Annotated in this window: 20 protein-coding genes; 15 read left to right on the forward strand and 5 right to left on the reverse strand. The window is 67.3% G+C overall.

Translation table 11 applies throughout. The features are described from left to right. The first annotated feature begins 2 nt into the window (after nucleotides 1-2). The 14 genes from ssuC to FHT32_RS06745 all read left to right on the forward strand — a co-directional run bounded on the left by ssuC (nucleotide 3) and on the right by FHT32_RS06745 (nucleotide 12,340). On the forward strand, nucleotides 3-851 hold the full coding sequence (gene ssuC, locus FHT32_RS06680) for an aliphatic sulfonate ABC transporter permease SsuC (protein ID WP_176663861.1): 849 nt from the start codon (nucleotides 3-5) through the stop codon (nucleotides 849-851). Nucleotides 852-861: 10 nt separating this feature from the next. Further along, a complete protein-coding gene (locus FHT32_RS06685; protein WP_176663862.1) occupies nucleotides 862-1,830 on the forward strand; it encodes an aliphatic sulfonate ABC transporter substrate-binding protein in 969 nt (322 codons plus the stop codon). Nucleotides 1,831-1,837: 7 nt separating this feature from the next. Next, nucleotides 1,838-2,680: an ATP-binding cassette domain-containing protein gene (locus tag FHT32_RS06690; protein WP_176663863.1), complete on the forward strand. Its 843-nt coding sequence runs from the start codon at nucleotides 1,838-1,840 to the stop codon at nucleotides 2,678-2,680. Between the two features lie 40 nt (nucleotides 2,681-2,720). Continuing rightward, nucleotides 2,721-4,010 carry an O-acetylhomoserine aminocarboxypropyltransferase/cysteine synthase family protein gene (locus FHT32_RS06695; RefSeq protein ID WP_176663864.1) on the forward strand — a complete coding sequence of 430 codons (1,290 nt, stop codon included), beginning with the start codon at nucleotides 2,721-2,723 and terminating at the stop codon, nucleotides 4,008-4,010. A gap of 23 nt (nucleotides 4,011-4,033) precedes the next feature. Beyond that, complete coding sequence (locus FHT32_RS06700) at nucleotides 4,034-4,630, forward strand: malonic semialdehyde reductase (protein WP_176663865.1); 597 nt, start codon at nucleotides 4,034-4,036, stop codon at nucleotides 4,628-4,630. A 64-nt stretch (nucleotides 4,631-4,694) separates the two neighbouring features. Next, on the forward strand, nucleotides 4,695-4,910 hold the full coding sequence (locus FHT32_RS06705; protein ID WP_007829250.1) for a molybdopterin-binding protein: 216 nt from the start codon (nucleotides 4,695-4,697) through the stop codon (nucleotides 4,908-4,910). A 260-nt stretch (nucleotides 4,911-5,170) separates the two neighbouring features. Beyond that, on the forward strand, nucleotides 5,171-5,833 hold the full coding sequence (locus tag FHT32_RS06710; protein ID WP_176663866.1) for an N-acetylmuramoyl-L-alanine amidase: 663 nt from the start codon (nucleotides 5,171-5,173) through the stop codon (nucleotides 5,831-5,833). Then, the gene (locus tag FHT32_RS06715) at nucleotides 5,830-6,396 is read left to right on the forward strand and encodes a hypothetical protein (protein WP_176663867.1); all 567 of its coding nucleotides are present in this window, start codon (nucleotides 5,830-5,832) and stop codon (nucleotides 6,394-6,396) included. The genes FHT32_RS06710 and FHT32_RS06715 overlap by 4 nt, the downstream gene beginning before the upstream one ends. A 168-nt stretch (nucleotides 6,397-6,564) precedes the next feature. Further along, a complete protein-coding gene (locus tag FHT32_RS06720) occupies nucleotides 6,565-7,521 on the forward strand; it encodes a TauD/TfdA family dioxygenase (protein ID WP_176663868.1) in 957 nt (318 codons plus the stop codon). Nucleotides 7,522-7,651: 130 nt separating this feature from the next. Then, nucleotides 7,652-8,137, forward strand: a complete 486-nt coding sequence (locus FHT32_RS06725; protein WP_176663869.1) for a rhodanese-like domain-containing protein — start codon at nucleotides 7,652-7,654, stop codon at nucleotides 8,135-8,137. A gap of 37 nt (nucleotides 8,138-8,174) precedes the next feature. Beyond that, nucleotides 8,175-9,092 carry a serine O-acetyltransferase EpsC gene (epsC, locus tag FHT32_RS06730; protein WP_176663870.1) on the forward strand — a complete coding sequence of 306 codons (918 nt, stop codon included), beginning with the start codon at nucleotides 8,175-8,177 and terminating at the stop codon, nucleotides 9,090-9,092. After that, nucleotides 9,089-9,358 carry a helix-turn-helix transcriptional regulator gene (locus tag FHT32_RS06735; RefSeq protein WP_093195396.1) on the forward strand — a complete coding sequence of 90 codons (270 nt, stop codon included), beginning with the start codon at nucleotides 9,089-9,091 and terminating at the stop codon, nucleotides 9,356-9,358. Before epsC ends, FHT32_RS06735 begins: the two co-directional genes overlap by 4 nt. Before the next feature lie 63 nt (nucleotides 9,359-9,421). After that, nucleotides 9,422-10,354: a family 2A encapsulin nanocompartment shell protein gene (locus FHT32_RS06740; RefSeq protein WP_176663871.1), complete on the forward strand. Its 933-nt coding sequence runs from the start codon at nucleotides 9,422-9,424 to the stop codon at nucleotides 10,352-10,354. Between the two features lie 66 nt (nucleotides 10,355-10,420). Then, entirely contained in the window at nucleotides 10,421-12,340 is a 1,920-nt protein-coding gene (locus tag FHT32_RS06745; RefSeq protein ID WP_256098933.1) for a family 2A encapsulin nanocompartment cargo protein cysteine desulfurase, read from the forward strand. A 7-nt stretch (nucleotides 12,341-12,347) separates the two neighbouring features. Here the strand turns inward: FHT32_RS06745 and FHT32_RS06750 are convergent, their stop codons facing one another. Next, nucleotides 12,348-13,358 carry a dienelactone hydrolase gene (locus tag FHT32_RS06750; protein WP_176663873.1) on the reverse strand — a complete coding sequence of 337 codons (1,011 nt, stop codon included), beginning with the start codon at nucleotides 13,356-13,358 and terminating at the stop codon, nucleotides 12,348-12,350. Between the two features lie 105 nt (nucleotides 13,359-13,463). On the opposite strand from FHT32_RS06750, the gene FHT32_RS06755 reads away from it, so the two are divergent. Continuing rightward, nucleotides 13,464-14,822 carry an NAD(P)/FAD-dependent oxidoreductase gene (locus FHT32_RS06755; RefSeq protein ID WP_176663874.1) on the forward strand — a complete coding sequence of 453 codons (1,359 nt, stop codon included), beginning with the start codon at nucleotides 13,464-13,466 and terminating at the stop codon, nucleotides 14,820-14,822. Here FHT32_RS06755 and FHT32_RS34970 read toward each other — a convergent pair. The 4 genes from FHT32_RS34970 to solA all read right to left on the reverse strand — a co-directional run bounded on the left by FHT32_RS34970 (nucleotide 14,809) and on the right by solA (nucleotide 17,715). Continuing rightward, nucleotides 14,809-15,144, reverse strand: coding sequence for a hypothetical protein (locus FHT32_RS34970; protein WP_256098904.1), 336 nt, complete (start codon nucleotides 15,142-15,144; stop codon nucleotides 14,809-14,811). The genes FHT32_RS06755 and FHT32_RS34970 overlap by 14 nt on opposite strands. Continuing rightward, nucleotides 15,138-15,476, reverse strand: a complete 339-nt coding sequence (locus FHT32_RS34975; RefSeq protein WP_256098905.1) for a hypothetical protein — start codon at nucleotides 15,474-15,476, stop codon at nucleotides 15,138-15,140. The genes FHT32_RS34970 and FHT32_RS34975 overlap by 7 nt, the downstream gene beginning before the upstream one ends. 7 nt (nucleotides 15,477-15,483) lie before the next feature. Continuing rightward, a complete protein-coding gene (panE, locus tag FHT32_RS06765) occupies nucleotides 15,484-16,425 on the reverse strand; it encodes a 2-dehydropantoate 2-reductase (protein WP_176663875.1) in 942 nt (313 codons plus the stop codon). Nucleotides 16,426-16,497: 72 nt separating this feature from the next. After that, entirely contained in the window at nucleotides 16,498-17,715 is a 1,218-nt protein-coding gene (solA, locus tag FHT32_RS06770; protein WP_176663876.1) for an N-methyl-L-tryptophan oxidase, read from the reverse strand. Nucleotides 17,716-17,750 lie beyond the last annotated feature (35 nt).

Consider the following 17,750-nt stretch of genomic DNA (forward strand, 5'->3'; position numbering starts at 1 on the left):
CCATGACCGAACAAGTTCAGGAATTGCCGGCGGTCGTGCCGGCCGAGGAGGCGGGCGGCAGCGCGTTCAAGGCCTTCGCCGTCAACGTCGCGAAGCGACTGGTGCCATGGCTTGTGCCGGTGGGGCTCATCGTCTTCTGGCAGATCGCCTCGTCGCTGGGCTGGCTCAGCACGCGCGTGCTGCCGGCGCCCATCGACGTGGTGAAGGCTGCGTGGAACCTCACGGTTTCCGGCGAGCTGTGGACGCACGTGAAGGTCAGCGCGGGCCGTGCGCTCGCGGGGCTGGCCATCGGCGGCGGCGCGGGGCTGGCGCTGGGGCTGCTCACGGGTTCGGTGAAGTTCTTCGAGACGCTGCTCGACTCCACTATCCAGATGGTGCGCAACATTCCGGCGCTGGCGCTGATTCCGCTGGTGATCCTGTGGTTCGGCATCGACGAGTCGGCCAAGCTGTTCCTCATCTCGGTGTCGGTGTTCTTCCCGATCTACCTGAACACCTTCCACGGCATCCGCAACGTCGATCCGCAGCTCATCGAGATGGGCCGCACCTATGGCCTCTCGCGCTGGCAGCTGTACCGTGAGGTGATCCTGCCGGGCGCGCTGTCGTCGATCCTGGTGGGGCTGCGCTTCTCGCTGGGCCTGATGTGGGTGATCCTGATCGTGGCCGAGACCATCTCGGCGCAGGCCGGCATCGGCTACCTCACGATGAACGCCCGCGAGTTCCTGCAGACCGACATCGTGCTGGTGGGCATCCTGCTGTACGCGCTGCTCGGCAAGCTGGCCGACCTGTTCGCGCGCGGCCTGGAGCAATGGTGGCTGCGCTGGCACCCCGGCTACCAGAAAAAGGCGAAGTGAGGGCAGGGCAATGACGCATTCATCGATCTCCCGCCGCACAGCCATCGCGACGCTTGCAGCGCTCGGCTCCGGCGCAGTGTTCGCGCAGGGCGTGGCCAGCCGGCCCGCCACGGTCCGTGTCGGCTACCAGAAGTCTTCGACGCTCATCGCCGTGCTGAAGGCGCAGGGCGTGTTAGAGAAGCAGCTTGCGCCGCTGAACGTCACGCTCAGCTGGCACGAGTTCACCAGCGGCCTGCCGCTGCTGGAGGCGCTGAACCTCGACAACCTCGACATCAGCGCCGACGTGGCCGACACCGTGCCGGTGTTCGCCCAGGCGGCCGGCGCCGACCTGACCTTCCTCGCGCAGGAGGCGCCGTCGCCCTCGGCTCAGGCCATCGTGGTGCGCGAGGACTCGCCGATCAAGACCGTGGCCGACCTGAAAGGAAAGAAGGTCGGCTTCGCGAAGGCGGCGGGCGCGCACTACCTGCTGATCGCCGCGCTCGACAAGGCCGGCCTCTCGTTCAAGGACATCGAGCCCGCCTACCTCACGCCCGCCGACGGCCGCGCAGCCTTCGAGAAGGGCGCGATCGACGCCTGGGTGGTGTGGGACCCGTTCCTCGCCGCTGCCCAGCGCCAGTCGAAGGTGCGCGTGCTGGCCGACGGCGCGGGCATCGCGTCGTACCAGCGCTACTACCTCGCGAGCAGCAAGTTCGCGAAGGCGCGGCCCGACGTGCTGCGCGTGGTCTATGCCGAGCTGGAGAAGACCGGCAAGTGGGTCAAGCAGAACCCGAGGGAGGCGGCCACGCTGCTCGCGCCCGTGTGGGGCCTGGACGCCGCGACCATCGAGCAGGCCAACGCCCGCCGCAGCTACGCGGTGCGGCCGGTGGTGCCCGAAGCGCTGGGCGAGCAGCAGCGCATCGCCGATGCGTTCCTCGCCGAGAAGCTGCTTCCCCGAAAGATCGATGCGCTCAACGTGGCGCTGTTCAAGCCAGGAGCCTGAAGACATCATGAGTGCCGTCCTCAAAGACATCCAGACCCGGCCCCAGCCGCAAGCCATTGCCGGCGGCGTGCGCCTGGAGGCGCGCAACCTGCACAAGCGCTACGGCGCGCGCGAGGTGCTGCGCAACACCCGCCTGACCATCGAGCCGGGCCAGTTCATCGCCATCGTCGGGCGCAGCGGCTGCGGCAAGAGCACGCTGCTGCGGCTCATCGCGGGCCTGGAGGAGCCGAGTTCCGGCGGGCTCTACACAGACGGCAAGGCGGTGAACGGCCTGCACGACGACACGCGAATCATGTTCCAGGAGGCGCGCCTCCTGCCGTGGCGGCGCGTGCTCGACAACGTGACGCTGGGCCTTCCGAACGACGCCAAGGCGCGCGGCAAGGAAGTGCTGGCGCAGGTCGGCCTGGCCGATCGCGAGAACGAATGGCCGGCGCGCCTCTCGGGCGGCCAGCGCCAGCGCGTGGCCCTGGCGCGCGCGCTGGTGCACCACCCGCGCCTGCTGCTGCTCGACGAGCCGCTGGGCGCGCTCGACGCGCTCACGCGCATCGAGATGCACCGCCTCATCGAGAACCTTTGGCAGCGCCATCGCTTCACCGCGCTGCTGGTCACGCACGACGTGCAGGAAGCCGTTGCGCTGGCCGACCGCGTGATCCTGATCGAAGACGGCCGCATTGCGCTCGACGAGAACATTGCGCTGGCTCGCCCGCGCTCGCAGGGCGACCCGGCCTTTGCCGCGATCGAGAAACGAATCCTCGACAGGGTGCTGCAGAAGTCCGAAGAGACCGATGCCGAGAGCACCGACGCCAGCTGGCTCGCCACTCCCGCGCACGCGTTGCGCTGGGCGATCTGACGAGCCTCTTCATCCATCAGCCCATTTGAAAGGCAGTCGCATGTCGCAGAACTGGAAATTCGAAACCCTGTCGGTCCACGCCGGCTACTCGCCCGACCCGACCACCCGCGCCGTGGCGCCGCCCATCTACCAGACGGTGGCCTACGCCTTCGACAGCGCCCAGCACGGCGCCGACCTGTTCGATCTGAAGGTGCCGGGCAACATCTACACCCGCATCAACAACCCGACGCAGGACGTGCTGGAGCAGCGCGTGGCGGCGCTCGAAGGCGGCATCGCCGCGCTCGCGCTGGCATCGGGGCAGGCGGCGGTGACCTACGCGATCCAGACCATCGCCGAGGCCGGGGACAACATCATCAGCAGCACGGCACTCTACGGCGGCACTTACAACCTGTTCGCCCACACGCTGCCGCAGTTCGGCATCACCACGCGCTTCGCGGACCATCGCGATCCTTCGAGCTTCGAGAAGCTGTTCGACGAGCGAACCAAGGCCGTGTTCGTCGAATCGCTGGGCAACCCGGCGGGCAACGTGACGGACATCGCGGCCATCGCCGAGATCGCGCACCGCAATGGCGTGCCGCTGATCGTCGACAACACCGTGCCTTCGCCGTACCTGAGCCGGCCCATCGAGCACGGCGCCGACATCGTGGTGCACTCGCTCACCAAGTACCTGGGCGGCCACGGCACCAGCATCGGCGGCGCGATCGTCGACTCCGGCAAGTTCCCCTGGGCCGAACACAAGCAGCGCTTCAAGCGCCTGAACGAGCCCGACGTGAGCTACCACGGCGTGGTCTATACCGACGCCCTGGGCCCGGCCGCCTACATCGGCCGCGCACGCGTGGTACCGCTGCGCAACACGGGCGCGGCCATCTCGCCGTTCAATGCCTTCCAGATCCTGCAGGGCATCGAGACGCTCGCGCTGCGCATGGACCGCATCAGCAGCAACGCACTCGCGGTGGCGCAGCACCTGAAGCAGAGCAAGGCCGTGAACTGGGTGAACTACGCGGCGCTCGAAGACCACCCCGACTATCCGCTGGCAAAGAAGTACTTCGGCGGCCGCTCCAGTGGCGTACTGACCTTCGGCATCGGCGCGGGCCGCGAGGGCGGCGCGAAGTTCCTCGATGCGCTGAAGCTCTTCACGCGCCTCGTGAACATCGGCGACGTGCGCTCGCTGGCCACGCACCCGGCATCGACCACGCACAGGCAGCTGTCGCCCGAGGAGCTGGCCCGCGCCGGCGTCACCGAAGACACGGTGCGCCTGTCGGTCGGCATCGAGCACATCGACGACCTGATCGCCGACCTCGACCAGGCGCTGGCGGCGGCATCGAACTGAATCAAAAGCTTTCCCCTGAAGCCATGACCACACTGCAATCCATTCCCGAAGCCGCGCTGGACCAGCTGTTCCGCAAGGCCCGCACCGTGCACGCGTTCAAGCCCGTGCCCGTGACCGACGAGCTCATCCACAAGCTCTACGACCTCCTCAAGTGGGGCCCGACCGCCTTCAATGCCCAGCCGGCACGCTACGTGTTCGTGCGCAGCGAGGAGGCCAAGGCGAAGCTGAAGCCAGCCGTGTCGGCGGGCAACACTGCGCAGACGCTGGCCGCAGGCGTCACCGTGATCGTGGCGCACGACACGCGCTTCTACGAGCACCTGCCCAGCCAGTTCCCGGCCTACGACGCCAAGCCGCTCTTCGAGAAGAGCGCCGAGGCCGCGCAGGCCACGGCGTTTCGCAACAGCAGCCTGCAGGGCGCCTACCTGATCCTGGCCGCGCGTGCGCTCGGGCTCGACGCGGGACCCCAGTCGGGCTTCAACGCCGACCTGGTCGACAAGGCCTTCTTCCCGGACGGCCGCTACCGCGCGAACTTCCTCGTCAACCTCGGCGTGGCCGACCACGCCGGCACCTTCGAGCGCGGGCCCCGGCTGGCGTTCAACGACGTGGCCGAGATCGTCTGAACGCCGTCAATACGCCGTGCTTTTCCTCAACGAATTCCCCAATCAACCTGAAAGAGAACCCATCATGTCCATCCAAGCCATCAACGTCCGCAACCAGTTCAAGGGCAAGGTCCGCGAGATCATCCGCGGCGACGTCGTCTCCGAAGTCGACGTCGAAACCGCCTGGGGCATCGTCACCTCCGTCATCACCACGCGCTCGGTCGACGAGCTGCAACTGAAGGTGGGCTCCGACGTGGTTGCCCTCGTGAAGTCGACCGAGGTTTCGATCGCGAAGCTCTGACGGACCCTCGGGCATCTGCGACGACCCGGCGCTGTAATGGCGCCGGGTTTTTTCGTTTGCGGGGTGTGAGTTTTCAGCGGTTTACAGGCTGCGAGTTCATCGACTGTGCTGAATTCCGGAAATCGTTCGAATCTTTCAAAGACCTGAATCTTCCTTGAAGTCGTCGCCATAGCATGCGCCGCGAAGTCGTGATCCGCACATCGATGCAGCGATCACGACTTCGTCATTGCATTCAAACAGACACTTCAGGGAGGAACCGCATGCTCGTTGAGATTGACGAACATGGAATGATCAGCCACGCGCGAGTGAGACATGCCCGCAGTCCGCAGATCGAACGAGGGAGGAGGGCCGGAGCAATTACCGGCATCGTGGTGCACCAGACGGACGCGGATACTTCGGCGTCTTCTCTGAATAGCTACAAGCGGCCGAAGGCGAACGGGGCGCACTTTCTCATCGACAAGGACGGGACGATCTATCAGACGGCGGCGATTTATCAGAGGACGAATCATGTGGGGCCGTTGAAAGCGCGGTGCTTGATCGCGGGGAAATGCAGCCCGGGCGATTTCAAGAACGTAGGAACCGAGGGAGTGCATCGTATCGAGATGCGCAAGCCGCCAGGCGAGCGGTATCCGAGCAACATGGAGGCAATCGGAATCGAGATAGTCGGCAGAGCCAGGTTGCCTGCGGGATTCAAACCAGCCGGCAAGCAGATCGAATGGCCGCTCGAAAAAATTCGAGGCGAACACGGCATATTCGACGAGCCTACTGCGGCCCAGAATCAAGCTCTCTCCTGGCTCGTCAGCGTGCTCGCAGAGTCGATAAAGATCGAATCGACCGAAGTATTTCGTCATCCCGTGGTCAGCAGCAAGAATAAAACGGAGGCGCAAGGCGCGAATTGGAGTCCGGCCGTAACGACACCATGAACAACATCAACATCCCCAAGATCGGAGCTGCGCTTGTCGCAATGGCTGCGACGCTCCTGGCGCAAGCGGCGGACAAGCGATATCCGATCGACTACGTGCGGAAGGTGGAGGTCACCGAACCATCAAAGCGAAACGCCGCCTGGGAGGACAAAGATTTTCTGAACTGCGACGACGTTGTATTGACGCAGGAGGATGTCCTTTACGCCTTGCGGCATATGCGGAGAGTCTCGTGGAAAGGCTATGACCCCGAAAAGGTGGACGCCACGGGATGTGAAGGAGAAGCGCTCGTGACGTTCAAGAACGGTCGAGTCCTCGCCATGGGCATCGAGCCCACGGGACGGATCGGTACTGCGGAGTACGACGCACAGATGAAGATCGTTTCGGGCTCCACGAGCTTCTATGAGTGCGCTCCATGCCGAGACCGCAAGATGGCCCTCCTGAAAGATGCGCTGTACCGCGCAGACGAGCGAAGGCTCAAGAAGCTCGTCGCAGAAGGTCAGCTGTCTGCGGGCGAAGCGCAGACCCGGCTGAAGAGGGCACGCGACTCGCGCGACAAGCCCTGAGTGAGGTATCGACCTGGTCCGAAAACCCGCCACGGCGGGTTTTCTTTTGCCAGCTTTCCGCCAGCGACCCTCTTAGTTGCCCCATGCATTAGAAACTGCAAACACCTTCCTTCCACCCCCACCAGGCGCCTCGCAGAATCTTCCGGATCCCCCGAAAAAGGACCTCCGATGAGCGCCATTCTTTCTTCCGCAACCCCTGCACAAGCCTCACAGAACCACGGACTCGACATCGTCCGCCAGGCCGGCCACATCGGCGCCGAGGTGCGCGGCGTGCGCCTTTCGGGCTCGCTGCAGCCCGAAGTGTTCGGCGCCATCAAGGCAGCGCTGCTGAAGCACAAGGTGCTCTTCTTCCGCGGCCAGCAGCACCTCGACGACGCCCAGCAGGAGGCTTTCGGGCGGCTGTGGGGCGATCTGGTGCCGCATCCCACCGTGCCTTCGAAAGACGGCACGCGGCTGCTGGAGCTCGACTCCCGCCATGGCGGCCGCGCCAATTCGTGGCATACCGACGTGACCTTCGAGGTTGCCTATCCGCAAGTGTCGATCCTGCGCGCGGTGGTGATCCCGGCGTATGGCGGCGACACGGTCTGGGCCAACACGGTGGCGGCCTACGAGAGCCTGCCCGACGACCTGAAGGCGCTGGCCGACCGGCTGCGCGCCATCCACGGCAACGACTACGACTATGCCGCCGCTCGCTCGCCGGCCGATCTGGACGAGGAGGGCACGAAGCGCTACCGCGATGTGTTCACCCGCCGCCTGCTCGAAGCCGAGCATCCGGTGGTGCGCGTGCACCCCGAAACGGGCGAACGCAGCCTTGTGCTGGGCCATTTCGTGAAGCGGCTGGCCGGCCATTCGACGCAGGACTCCGGCCATCTGCTGAGCGTCCTGCAAAGCCACGTGCACCGGCTCGAGAACACGGTGCGCTGGCGCTGGGCCCAGGGCGACGTCGCCATCTGGGACAACCGTGCCACGCAGCACTACGCGATCAACGACTACGGTGACCAGCACCGCGTGGTGCGCCGCGTGACCATCGCCGGCGACGTGCCGTACGGTGTGGACGGCACCAGGAGCGTGGACCTCACGGCACCGGCGGTGCGCGCCGCGGAGGCTGCCGCAGCGGCTGCCTGAGCCGTTCTTCTATAGATCGGATGGTTGTTAGGAATCGACTTTTCAGTTGTTTGAGCTTCGGCGCCCGGCTCCTACAGTGATGGTTATCGCCATCAAAGGCGTATCCAACGCACAACAGGAGCCTCACAGCATGTCAGTGGAAGTTGAAGAAGAAGTCATCGCCTTGCCCGAAGCCCTGGAACAGGCGCGCGCCTGGGCCGCCGAGAACAATTTGCCCTATGCCGGTGGCGTCAGGCCGCCGGTGGCCTGGGAGCTGGTACAGAAGGGCCAGGCGGTGCTGGTCGACGTACGTTCCGGCGAAGAGCGCAAGTTCGTCGGGCACGTGCCCGGCAGCCAGCACGTGGCCTGGGCAACGGGCACGGCGCTCACGCGCAATCCGCGCTTCGTGCGCGAACTCGAGGCAAAGCTGGCGAAGGACGGTGGCAAGGAAGCCGTCGTGCTGCTGCTGTGCCGCAGCGGCAAGCGCTCCGCGCTGGCGGCCGAGGCGGCTGCCAAGGCCGGCTTCACGAACGTCTTCAATGTCCTCGAGGGTTTCGAGGGCGAGATCGACGAGCACCAGCACCGCGGCGGGGCGGACGGCTGGCGCTTCCACAGGCTGCCCTGGGTGCAGGACTGACGCCACCTCCAAAAGACGTTCCCGGGAGAAAACATACATGGCCCATTTCGAGGTAAGCGACATCGTGCGCGCGCTGCACGGCGTGCGCGACGAATGGCGGGACTCGCAGCGCCGCTCGAGAGAGCCCGGCGCGCGCGAGTTTCCGTCGCGCGATGCGCTCGCGCAGATCGTCGAGTCGCTGAAAGGCGCGCTCTTTCCGATGCGGCTCGGCCCGCCTGACCTGCGCCACGAGAGCGAGGACTTCTATGTCGGCCATACGCTCGACGCCGCCCTGCAGGCGCTGCTCGTGCAGGCTCGGCTGGAGCTGAACTTCAACGCGCGCCACGAGCCGCGCCCCGCGAGCGAGATCGACGACACCGCTGCCGATGCCGTGCGCCGCTTCGCCAATGCGCTGCCGGGCCTGCGCCGCCTGCTCGACAGCGACGTGCTCGCCGCCTACCAGGGCGACCCGGCGGCGCGCAGCGTCGACGAGGTGCTGCTGTGCTACCCCGGCGTACTCGCGATGATCCACCACCGCCTCGCGCACGAGCTCTACAAGCTCGGGCTGCCATTGCTGGCGCGCATCGTGGCCGAGCTGGCGCATGCGCAGACCGGCATCGACATCCACCCGGGCGCACAGATCGACGCGGGCTTCTTCATCGACCACGGCACGGGCGTCGTGATCGGCGAGACGGCCGTCATCGGCAAGCGGGTGCGGCTGTACCAGGCCGTCACGCTGGGCGCCAAGCGCTTCCCGACCGACACAGACGGCAACCTGCAGAAGGGCCTGCCGCGCCATCCGGTGGTGGAGGACGACGTGGTCATCTATGCCGGCGCGACCATCCTCGGGCGGGTGACGCTCGGCAAGGGCGCGGTCATCGGCGGCAACGTGTGGATCACCGACGACGTGCCTCCGGGCGCGAGCGTCACCCAGGCAAGTTTGCAGAACGCACCGAAGACGGGAGGATCGGCATGAAAGCGTTTGTGGAAGACTTCGGCGTCACCATCCGGCAGCTGCGCGAGGACAGGGGCTGGTCGCAGGAAGAACTGGCGGAGCGGTCCGACCTGAACCGCTCCTACGTGGGCGAGGTGGAGCGCGGCCGTGTCATTCCATCGATCGTCACCGCGCAGAAGCTCGCGACCGCGCTGGGCATCAACATGGTCGGGCTGCTCATGCGCTGCGAGCAGCTGGAGCAATCGCGCCTCGCGCGAAGGATCAATTTGGCGGCTATAGCCTGTTGAGGGAAAACCCGTGCCCGCCAGACACTGCGGGCACTTTTTTCTCAACCACGAAAGCCCCGATCCATGAGCGCAACAGTTGGTGGTACCACCGCCCTTGGCGACAACGCCGCAAGACAGCTGGCCAATGCCACCAAGACAGTCCCCCAACTCGAGACCATCAGCCCGCGCTGGCTCACGCACCTGCTGCAGTGGGTGCCGGTGGAAGCGGGCATCTACCGCGTCAACAAGGTGAAGAACCCGGAGGCGATCAAGGTCACCTGCACCTCGCGCGAAGAAGAAAACCAGCTGCCGCGCACCTTCGTCGACTACGAAGAGAACCCGCGCGAGCACTACCTGAACGCCGTGAGCACCGTGCTCGACGTGCACACCCGCATCTCCGACCTCTACAGCAGCCCGCACGACCAGATCAAGGAGCAGCTGCGCCTGACGATCGAGACGATCAAGGAGAACCAGGAGAGCGAGCTCATCAACAACCCCGACTACGGCCTGCTGGCCCAAGTGTCGGAAGAGCAGCGCATCTTCCCGCTGACCGGCGCGCCCACGCCCGACGACCTCGACGAACTGCTGACCAAGGTCTGGAAGGAGCCCGCCTTCTTCCTCACGCACCCGCTGGCCATTGCCGCCTTCGGCCGCGAGGCCACGCGCCGCGGCACGCCGCCCCCGACGGTGAGCCTCTTCGGCTCGCAGTTCATTACCTGGCGCGGCATTCCGCTGATTCCGTCGAACAAGGTGCCGGTGGCCGACGGCAAGAGCAAGATCCTGCTGCTGCGCGTGGGCGACAAGCGCCAGGGCGTGGTGGGGCTGTTCCAGCCTGGGCTTTCTGGAGAGCAGGGGCCGGGCCTGTCGGTGCGCTTCATGGGCATCAACAACCATGCGATCGCGTCGTACCTGATCTCGCTGTACTGCTCGCTCGCGGTGCTGACCACCGACGCGCTGGCGGTGCTCGACGACGTCGAGATCGGCAAGTACCACGACTACGCCGATACCTACAAGTAAGCCGCTGTGAGCAGCACTCCTTCGATCCCGGGCGAGGCGCCGTTCGATCCGGCCATCCTCGCGCGCATGGCCAGCGCCATGTTCTCCGCACTGCCGGGCACGCCGCCCGACTCGGTGCCCGGCGTGGCGAGCGGGCTGGTGCCGGGCGCGCAGTTCCCGGCCAACGTCGCACCCGCGGGCTCTCCGCTCGCCAGTCCGGCGGGCTTCGGGCCCAGTGTGCCGGGCACGCCTTTCCCGCAAGGGCAGGTTCCGGGCGCCAACCTGGTGCCGGCATCGCCCACGCAGCTGCCTTCGCTTGCGAACCGCGCGCCGGCCCTGGTGCCGCATGCGGTGGCAGGCAACGGCGTGCCCCACAGCGTGCTCTCGGTGGCGCCGGCCTTCGAGCCGCGCTCGGGTGGCGTGGTGCAGGGCGTGCCGCAGCAGGCGAATGCGCCTTCCGCACCGCAGGCGGCCGCGTCACCGTTCTACTTCCTGAGCAACAGCTTCGGGCACCCCTCGGCCGGCGCGGCCTCCGCCGTGTCTGCGCCTGCGCAGGTCTTGCCTGCTCTCCCGCTTGCGGGAGAGGGCCGGGGCGAGGGCCAGCGGACGACGCAAGGTGCGGGGGTGCCCCTCACCCCAACCCACTCACCAGAGGTGAGAGGGAGCGAGCCCCAGTTCTACTTCGTCGACGCGGTGCGCCTGCCCAGCGGCTTCGTCACGTCGGCGAAGCCCGATCCGCGAGGCCCCAATGCCGTGCCGCTAGCCGGCAGCGGCCAGCATCCGCCCTTCGACATCCACGCCGTGCGGCGCGACTTCCCGATCCTGCAGGAGCGCGTGAACGGCAAGCAGCTCGTGTGGTTCGACAACGCGGCCACCACGCACAAGCCGCAGTCGGTCATCGACCGCATCGCGTACTTCTACGAGCACGAGAACTCGAACATCCATCGCGCGGCGCACGAACTGGCCGCGCGAGCGACCGACGCCTACGAAGGCGCTCGCGAGCGCGTGCGCAGGTTCATCAATGCGCCCGAGGTGGAGGAAGTGATCTTCGTGCGCGGCACCACCGAGGCCATCAACCTCGTGGCCAAGAGCTGGGGCGGGCAGCACGTGGGCGAGGGCGACGAGATCGTCGTGTCGAACCTGGAGCACCACGCCAACATCGTGCCGTGGCAGCAGCTCGCGGCCGCCAAGGGCGCGAAGCTGCGCGTGATTCCGGTGGACGACTCGGGGCAGGTGCTGCTCGACGAATACCGCAAGCTGCTGAACGACCGCACGAAGATCGTCGCCGTCACGCAGGTCTCGAACGCGCTGGGCACGGTGGTGCCGGTGAAGGAGATCGTCGAGCTGGCGCACCGCGCGGGCGCGAAGGCGCTGGTGGACGGCGCGCAGTCGGTCTCGCACATGCGCGTGGACGTGCAGGACATCGGCGCAGACTTCTTCGTCTTCTCCGGCCACAAGGTGTTCGGTCCGACCGGCATCGGCGTGGTGTGGGGCAAGCGCGAGGTGCTCGAAGACATGCCGCCGTGGCAGGGCGGCGGCAACATGATTGCCGACGTGACCTTCGAGAAGACGGTGTTCCAGCCGATCCCGAACAAGTTCGAGGCCGGCACCGGCAACATCGCCGACGCCGTGGGGCTGGGCGCAGCCATCGACTACGTCAACAAGATCGGCATCGAGAACATCGCGCGCTACGAGCACGACCTGCTGGTGTACGGCATGGCGCAGCTCGGTGCGATTCCGGGTGTGCGGCTGATCGGCACGGCGGCCGACAAGGCCAGCGTGATGTCCTTCGTGCTCGACGGCTACACCACCGAGGAGGTGGGGCAGGCGCTGAACGAGGAGGGCATCGCGGTGCGCACGGGCCACCATTGCGCGCAGCCCATCCTGCGCCGCTTCGGCGTGGAGACCACGGTGCGGCCCTCGCTGGCGTTCTACAACACCTTCGACGAGATCGACCGCCTGGTGACGGTGGTGCGCCGGCTGGCGTCGCAGCGGCGCGCGGGCTGAAGCCGGGTCAGTGCCGTGCAGCGAGGTGGCGGTCGAAGAAGGCCGTCACCTCGGCGTTGAATGCCCAGTGGAAGGCCGTGCGATCGAAGCCGGGTGCGTCGCGGCAGATCTCGGCCTTGGCTTCGACCTGCGCCTGCGAGCATGGCGCGAGAAAGCCGTAGTGCTCGGCGTTCTCCGCCACGCGCCATTCGGGCGCGGCCGGCAGGCTGCGGCGGACCGCTGCGACGCTCTCCGGCGTGACGCCGTCGCCGCCGTAGGTGGAGGCCCAGAGCTCGATCGGGATCTTCACGTTCTTCAGGCCCCGTGCATCGAAGAGCATGCCGAGTGGATCGGCGATCACGGCCGCCTTGATGCGTGCGTCGCGCGTCAGCGGCGTGGCGAGCAGTTCCTGGAAGCCCTGCTTCATCCATTCGCAGGCCTTGCCTTCGGGCGCCGTTGCGCACGGGGATGAAGGCAGCGGCGGCAGCCGTTCGAAGTCCGGACGCGCGCCCGCAAGCACGAGGCCCGTGTAGCCGCCCCTGGAAAAACCGTAGAAGCCGATCCGCTCGGCCGCGATCCTGCCGTGCGCCGGCCACTTCTGGAGCATGTGGTCGATCAGCCGCTTGATGTCGGTGGTTCGCGTCGCCAGCGCGACGATTTTGTCGTCCGGGCCGCCGCGGAGCTGGGAGTTGTCTTGCGAATGGTTGATGGCCGCGACGATGAAGCCCGCGTCTGCGAGCGCTTGTGCCGTGTCGTGATGGCCGAGGAAGTTGCCGCCGTAGCCGTGCGAGATCACGACGAGCGGGAGCCGTTCGACGCCCGGCGGGAGCGGGCAGTCCCGCACGCCCTGGAGCATGGTGCGGCCGAGCCTGATCTCGCCCGCGGGCGCGGCGCAGGGTGTCCATACGGCGCCCTGCATCGACGGGCCTTCGCGGTCGGCAGGTATCTCGATGGTGCTGATGCCGGCGGCGTGGGCGAGCGCCGCCGAGAGGCATGCGGCAGCGAGGCAGAAGTGGCGGAGGAGATGGAGGGGGCGCATTCCCCCAGTGTGCGGCGCCGGCCCGTGGGCCGCTTAGCAGACTTTGCGGTCTTCGCAGGCCGCCGCGCTATGCTTGCGATTGTTAACAATATTGCCTGCCTTCGCATGTCCCAGTCCCAAGCTTCTTCTTCCGCCCCTCAGGCCGCCGACGAATCCTGCGACGTGCTGGTCGTCGGCGGAGGCCCCGCCGGTTCGACCATTGCCACGCTGCTGGCACGGCAGGGCCGCAAGGTGGTCCTGCTGGAGAAGGCGCATCACCCGCGCTTTCACATCGGCGAATCGCTCTTGCCCGCGAACGTGGAGCTGTTCGACAAGCTCGGCGTGCGCGACCAGGTCGAGAAGATCGGCATGCCGAAGTTCGGCATCGAGTTCGTCTCGCCCGAGCACGAGCACCGCAGCTACGTCGAGTTCGGCGAGGGCCTGGACAAGTCGCTCGACTCCGCCTGGCAGGTGCGCCGCTCCGAACTCGACGAGCTCCTGTTCCGCAACGCTGCCACCTGCGGCGCCCAGGCCATCGAAGGCTGCAAGGTGCGCGACGTTGCCTTCGATGCCGACGGCGCGACGGTCCAGGCCGAGATGGACAATGGCGAGCGCCGCAGCTGGCGCGCCCGCTTCGTGGTCGACGCCACCGGCCGCGACACGCTGCTGGCCAACAAATTCCGCTGCAAGGAAAAGAACCCCGACCACAACAGCACCGCGCTCTTCGGCCACTTCACCAACGCCGAGCGGCTGGAAGGCAAGAAGGAAGGCAACATCAGCATCTGCTGGTTTCCGCACGGCTGGTTCTGGTTCATTCCGCTGGCCGACGGCACCACCAGCGTGGGCGCGGTCTGCTGGCCGTACTACCTGAAGACGCGCGACAAGCCGCTGAAGGACTTCTTCTACGACACCATCGCCACCTGCCCGGTGCTGGTGGACCGCCTGAAGAACGCCACGCTGGTGGACGATGCCGTGCACGCCACCGGCAACTTCTCGTACTCCAGCACGCACGCCACGGGCGAGCGCTACCTGCTGCTGGGCGACGCCTTCACCTTCATCGACCCGATGTTCTCCTCGGGCGTGTACCTCGCGATGCACAGCGCCTTCGATGGCGCGGAGCTGGTGGCCACCGCGCTCGACCAGCCGCAGCGCCTGGCCGCGGCGCGCAAGGGCTTCGAGGCCATGATGCGCAAGGGGCCGCGCGAGTACTCGTGGTTCATCTATCGCGTGACCAACCCGACCATCCGCGACATGTTCATGCACCCGGGCAACCCGTTCCGCGTGAAGGAGGGCCTGATGACGCTGCTGGCCGGCGACATCTACCGCGGCACGCCGATGCGCGGGCCCGTCGGCATGTTCAAGGTGCTGTACTACCTCATCTCCATCGGCAACATGCGGCGCACCTGGAAAGGCTGGAAGCGCCACCGCTTCAACATCCGCGACATGGGGATGCTGAAGGGCGAGACGATCCTCAAGTCGGACTGAGCGACAGGGCCAGTGTCACCGCGTGGGCGGTGCCGGGCACGGGGCTGCTGAGCACGTCGATGCCCAGGTCGGCGAGCGTGTCGGCCACGGGAGCCATCGAGGCCTGGGCCAGCACGACGACGTCGGCCTCCGCCGATGCGGCGCGGATCGCGCCGGCCAGCGTCTCGATGTAGCGCGCGTGGGCTCCGGCTTCGAAATGCGGCCATGCGTCCTCGACGAACAGCAGGGCCGGCTGGACGGCTATTCCAGCGTCCTGCGCGGCGGAAAGAATCAGGGCCCTAGTAGGCGCCAGCGTGCTTTCGAGCGCTGCGGCGATCAGCACGCGAGGCCCGGTGCGAACGGCGTTGTCGGCCTGGCCCGGTCTATGCGCAGGGCTGTGAATGCATCGCCGGAGGGCGTGCGTTCCGCGATGGCGCCGATTGTCGAGCAGGTGCACACCACGACCTTTGCGCCGCCCGAGGCGGCTTCGTGCATGGCCTCGTTGACGCGGGCGATGAGGCCGGCGTCGTCAACGCCGATGACGCGCGCGTCAGCCAGCAGCTCTTCGCGCACCACGTGCCGCACACGCAGCGCGGGAGCGTTCTCGCGCACCAGGCGCTCGAAGGTCGGCACATGGACCTGCGCCGTGTGCAGGAAGGCCAGCGCGTCTTTCATCGGATCCTCAGGCAGCCGCGGCAGCCTCGCGTGCGCGTCGCGCCTCATAGGCCTTGAGGTGCACGTAGGCAGTACGCAGCACGGTGGGTACCGCGGCGTTGCCGGGCGCTGCGCGGCTCAGGAGGTCGCCGACGATGTGATCGGCTTCCACGGCGGCACCGCGCGCCATGTCCTTGTACATCGAGGCCGTCATCGGCGAGCCGGCGGCCGTGATGATGGCGCGGCCGCGCTGCACTGCGGCAGGGCGCGGCGCGGAGCCGTTGTGGGCGGCGATGGCGCAGCACTCGTCGAAGATCGACAGCGCAACGTCCTGCCCGCCGGCGGCCACGATGTCGCCGATGGAGGCGTGCATCAGGCTGGTGAGTCCGGCCGCCGAGGCGATGAAGACCCACTTCTCCCACATGTCCTGCGCGATGTTCTCGCTGGCCGTGGCGTCGAACTTCGCGCCGGCGAACTGCGCTGCGATGGCATCGACGCGCGCCGAGCGCCCGCCCGTGCGTTCGCCGAAGCTCAGGCCGTGCATGTCGTTGAGGTGCAGCACGCGGCCTTCGTCGTCGAGGGTCGCGGAGATCATGCAAAGGCCGCCCAGCACGCGCTCGCTGCCGAAGCGCTCGGCCAGCCTGTCGATGTGGCCCATGCCGTTGAGCAGGGGAAGGATCACGGTGTTGGGGCCGACGGCCGGCGCGAAGGAGTTCATCGTCGAGTCGAGGTCGTAGGCTTTGCTGCCGACCACGATCACGTCGTACGGGCCGTCGATGCCGTCGGCCAGCACGTGCCTCGGCGCGGGCAGGCTCAGGTTGCCGAAGGGGCTCTGCACCACCAGCCCGGTCTTCGCGAGCTGGGCCGCGCGCCGCGGACGCAGCAGGAAGGTGACGTCGCGTCCCGCCTCCAGCAGACGGCCGCCGAAATAACCACCGAGTGCGCCGGCACCCACCACCAGAAATCTCATCGCGCTTCGCTCCTGTATCCGACAGTGAAAAAAGATCGGCCGCGATGATGCCCGGGATCGCCCGTGCGTGCTTCAGGCCGCGGTCTTCTCCAGCAGACGGCCGCGGGCAAAGGGCGAGAGGTCGAGCGTGGTGGCGAGGCCCAGCACATGATCCGCGATGGCGTCGCCCAGCCCGGCCGAGTGCTTGAAGCCGTGGCCCGAGCAGGCCGAGACGACGAGGAGGTTGGGCATGCCGTCGAGCGCGTCGATCACGAAGCGGCGATCGGGCGTCACGGTGTACATGCAGGCGCGCGCCTTCACGGCCCGGCCGTCGATCTGCGGAAAGCGGCCGGCCACGCGCTCGCGGTACATGGCGGCGCTTTCTTCCGCGCTCACGCTGCGGTCGATGGTCTCGGGTGTGGTGGCGTCCACGTACTGCTCGGTCGCGACCTTGAGCGCGGGCTGCGCCGGGTCGGAGGCCGGAAAGCCGTACATGTAGTCTTCCGGCCCGTCGCCGAACATCCAGATGAAGATGGGAAAGCGCCCCGGCGCGAAGTCGGCAGCGGCGCTGCCGGTGTCGAACCAGTGCATGACCTGCCGGTGCACGGAGAAGTCGGCCTGCCAGTCGGCGCGTGCCTGGGTGCCGAGGAAGGTGGGCAGCCATGCGCCGGCCGCGACCACGACGCGGCCGGCCGTGAAGCTCGCGGTGCCGGTGCGCACGCGCAGGACGTCGCCGTGGCCCACCGGCTCGACGGCCTCCACGCGTTCGCCGGTGAGCGTCTGTGCGCCCGATGCGCGGGCCACGGCGAGTTGCGCGCCGATGGCTTCCTCGGGCCGCACGAAGCCGGCCTCGTGCTCGAAGTAGCCGATCTCGTCGCCCTGCAGCTTGAATTGCGGGAAGCGGGCGCGGATGCCGGCGGCGTCGACTACTTCATGCGCGATGCCGAATCGTTCGGCGCAGGCGATGGTGCGGCGCACGAAGTCTGGCTTGCCGTGGTGTTCGGCGACACGGCCGCGCGGCGCAAGGATCAGGCCGCCGGTCGTGGTCATGAGCGGCTTGCCGGTGCGCGCTTCGAGCTCGCGCCAGATGGCGTGCGAGCGCTGCACGAAGGGCACGTATTCGTCGCCTTCGCCGACGGCCAGCCGCGTGATGCGGGAGTCGCCGTGCGAGGAGCCCAGGTCGTGCGGCGGGTCGAACTGATCGATGCCCAGCACGCGCGCGCCGCGCTGCGAGAGCTGGTAGAGGGTGGCGGCGCCGAGTGCGCCGAGGCCGACGACGATGACGTCGTAATGTGAAGATGACTGGGTCACTGATGCGTCCTGCGCCTGGATGAAAGCTTTGGATG

Origin of the sequence: Variovorax sp. SG517 (genome assembly GCF_013376045.1) — a bacterium.
GTDB lineage: Bacteria > Pseudomonadota > Gammaproteobacteria > Burkholderiales > Burkholderiaceae_C > Variovorax.

Excerpts from the sequence above, each read along its gene's own strand:
- FHT32_RS34975 (WP_256098905.1), bottom strand. The coding sequence starts at position 15,476 with ATGAAAGACGCGCTGGCCTTCCTGCACACGGCGCAGGTCCATGTGCCG.
- panE (WP_176663875.1), bottom strand. The coding sequence starts at position 16,425 with ATGAGATTTCTGGTGGTGGGTGCCGGCGCACTCGGTGGTTATTTCGGC.
- FHT32_RS06700 (WP_176663865.1), top strand. The coding sequence starts at position 4,034 with ATGACCACACTGCAATCCATTCCCGAAGCCGCGCTGGACCAGCTGTTC.
- FHT32_RS06695 (WP_176663864.1), top strand. The coding sequence starts at position 2,721 with ATGTCGCAGAACTGGAAATTCGAAACCCTGTCGGTCCACGCCGGCTAC.
- FHT32_RS06750 (WP_176663873.1), bottom strand. The coding sequence starts at position 13,358 with ATGCGCCCCCTCCATCTCCTCCGCCACTTCTGCCTCGCTGCCGCATGC.
- FHT32_RS06745 (WP_256098933.1), top strand. The coding sequence starts at position 10,421 with ATGGCCAGCGCCATGTTCTCCGCACTGCCGGGCACGCCGCCCGACTCG.
- FHT32_RS06740 (WP_176663871.1), top strand. The coding sequence starts at position 9,422 with ATGAGCGCAACAGTTGGTGGTACCACCGCCCTTGGCGACAACGCCGCA.
- FHT32_RS06720 (WP_176663868.1), top strand. The coding sequence starts at position 6,565 with ATGAGCGCCATTCTTTCTTCCGCAACCCCTGCACAAGCCTCACAGAAC.
- FHT32_RS06685 (WP_176663862.1), top strand. The coding sequence starts at position 862 with ATGACGCATTCATCGATCTCCCGCCGCACAGCCATCGCGACGCTTGCA.
- FHT32_RS06755 (WP_176663874.1), top strand. The coding sequence starts at position 13,464 with ATGTCCCAGTCCCAAGCTTCTTCTTCCGCCCCTCAGGCCGCCGACGAA.
- epsC (WP_176663870.1), top strand. The coding sequence starts at position 8,175 with ATGGCCCATTTCGAGGTAAGCGACATCGTGCGCGCGCTGCACGGCGTG.
- FHT32_RS06690 (WP_176663863.1), top strand. The coding sequence starts at position 1,838 with ATGAGTGCCGTCCTCAAAGACATCCAGACCCGGCCCCAGCCGCAAGCC.
- FHT32_RS06735 (WP_093195396.1), top strand. The coding sequence starts at position 9,089 with ATGAAAGCGTTTGTGGAAGACTTCGGCGTCACCATCCGGCAGCTGCGC.
- ssuC (WP_176663861.1), top strand. The coding sequence starts at position 3 with ATGACCGAACAAGTTCAGGAATTGCCGGCGGTCGTGCCGGCCGAGGAG.
- FHT32_RS06715 (WP_176663867.1), top strand. The coding sequence starts at position 5,830 with ATGAACAACATCAACATCCCCAAGATCGGAGCTGCGCTTGTCGCAATG.
- FHT32_RS06705 (WP_007829250.1), top strand. The coding sequence starts at position 4,695 with ATGTCCATCCAAGCCATCAACGTCCGCAACCAGTTCAAGGGCAAGGTC.
- FHT32_RS06725 (WP_176663869.1), top strand. The coding sequence starts at position 7,652 with ATGTCAGTGGAAGTTGAAGAAGAAGTCATCGCCTTGCCCGAAGCCCTG.
- FHT32_RS06710 (WP_176663866.1), top strand. The coding sequence starts at position 5,171 with ATGCTCGTTGAGATTGACGAACATGGAATGATCAGCCACGCGCGAGTG.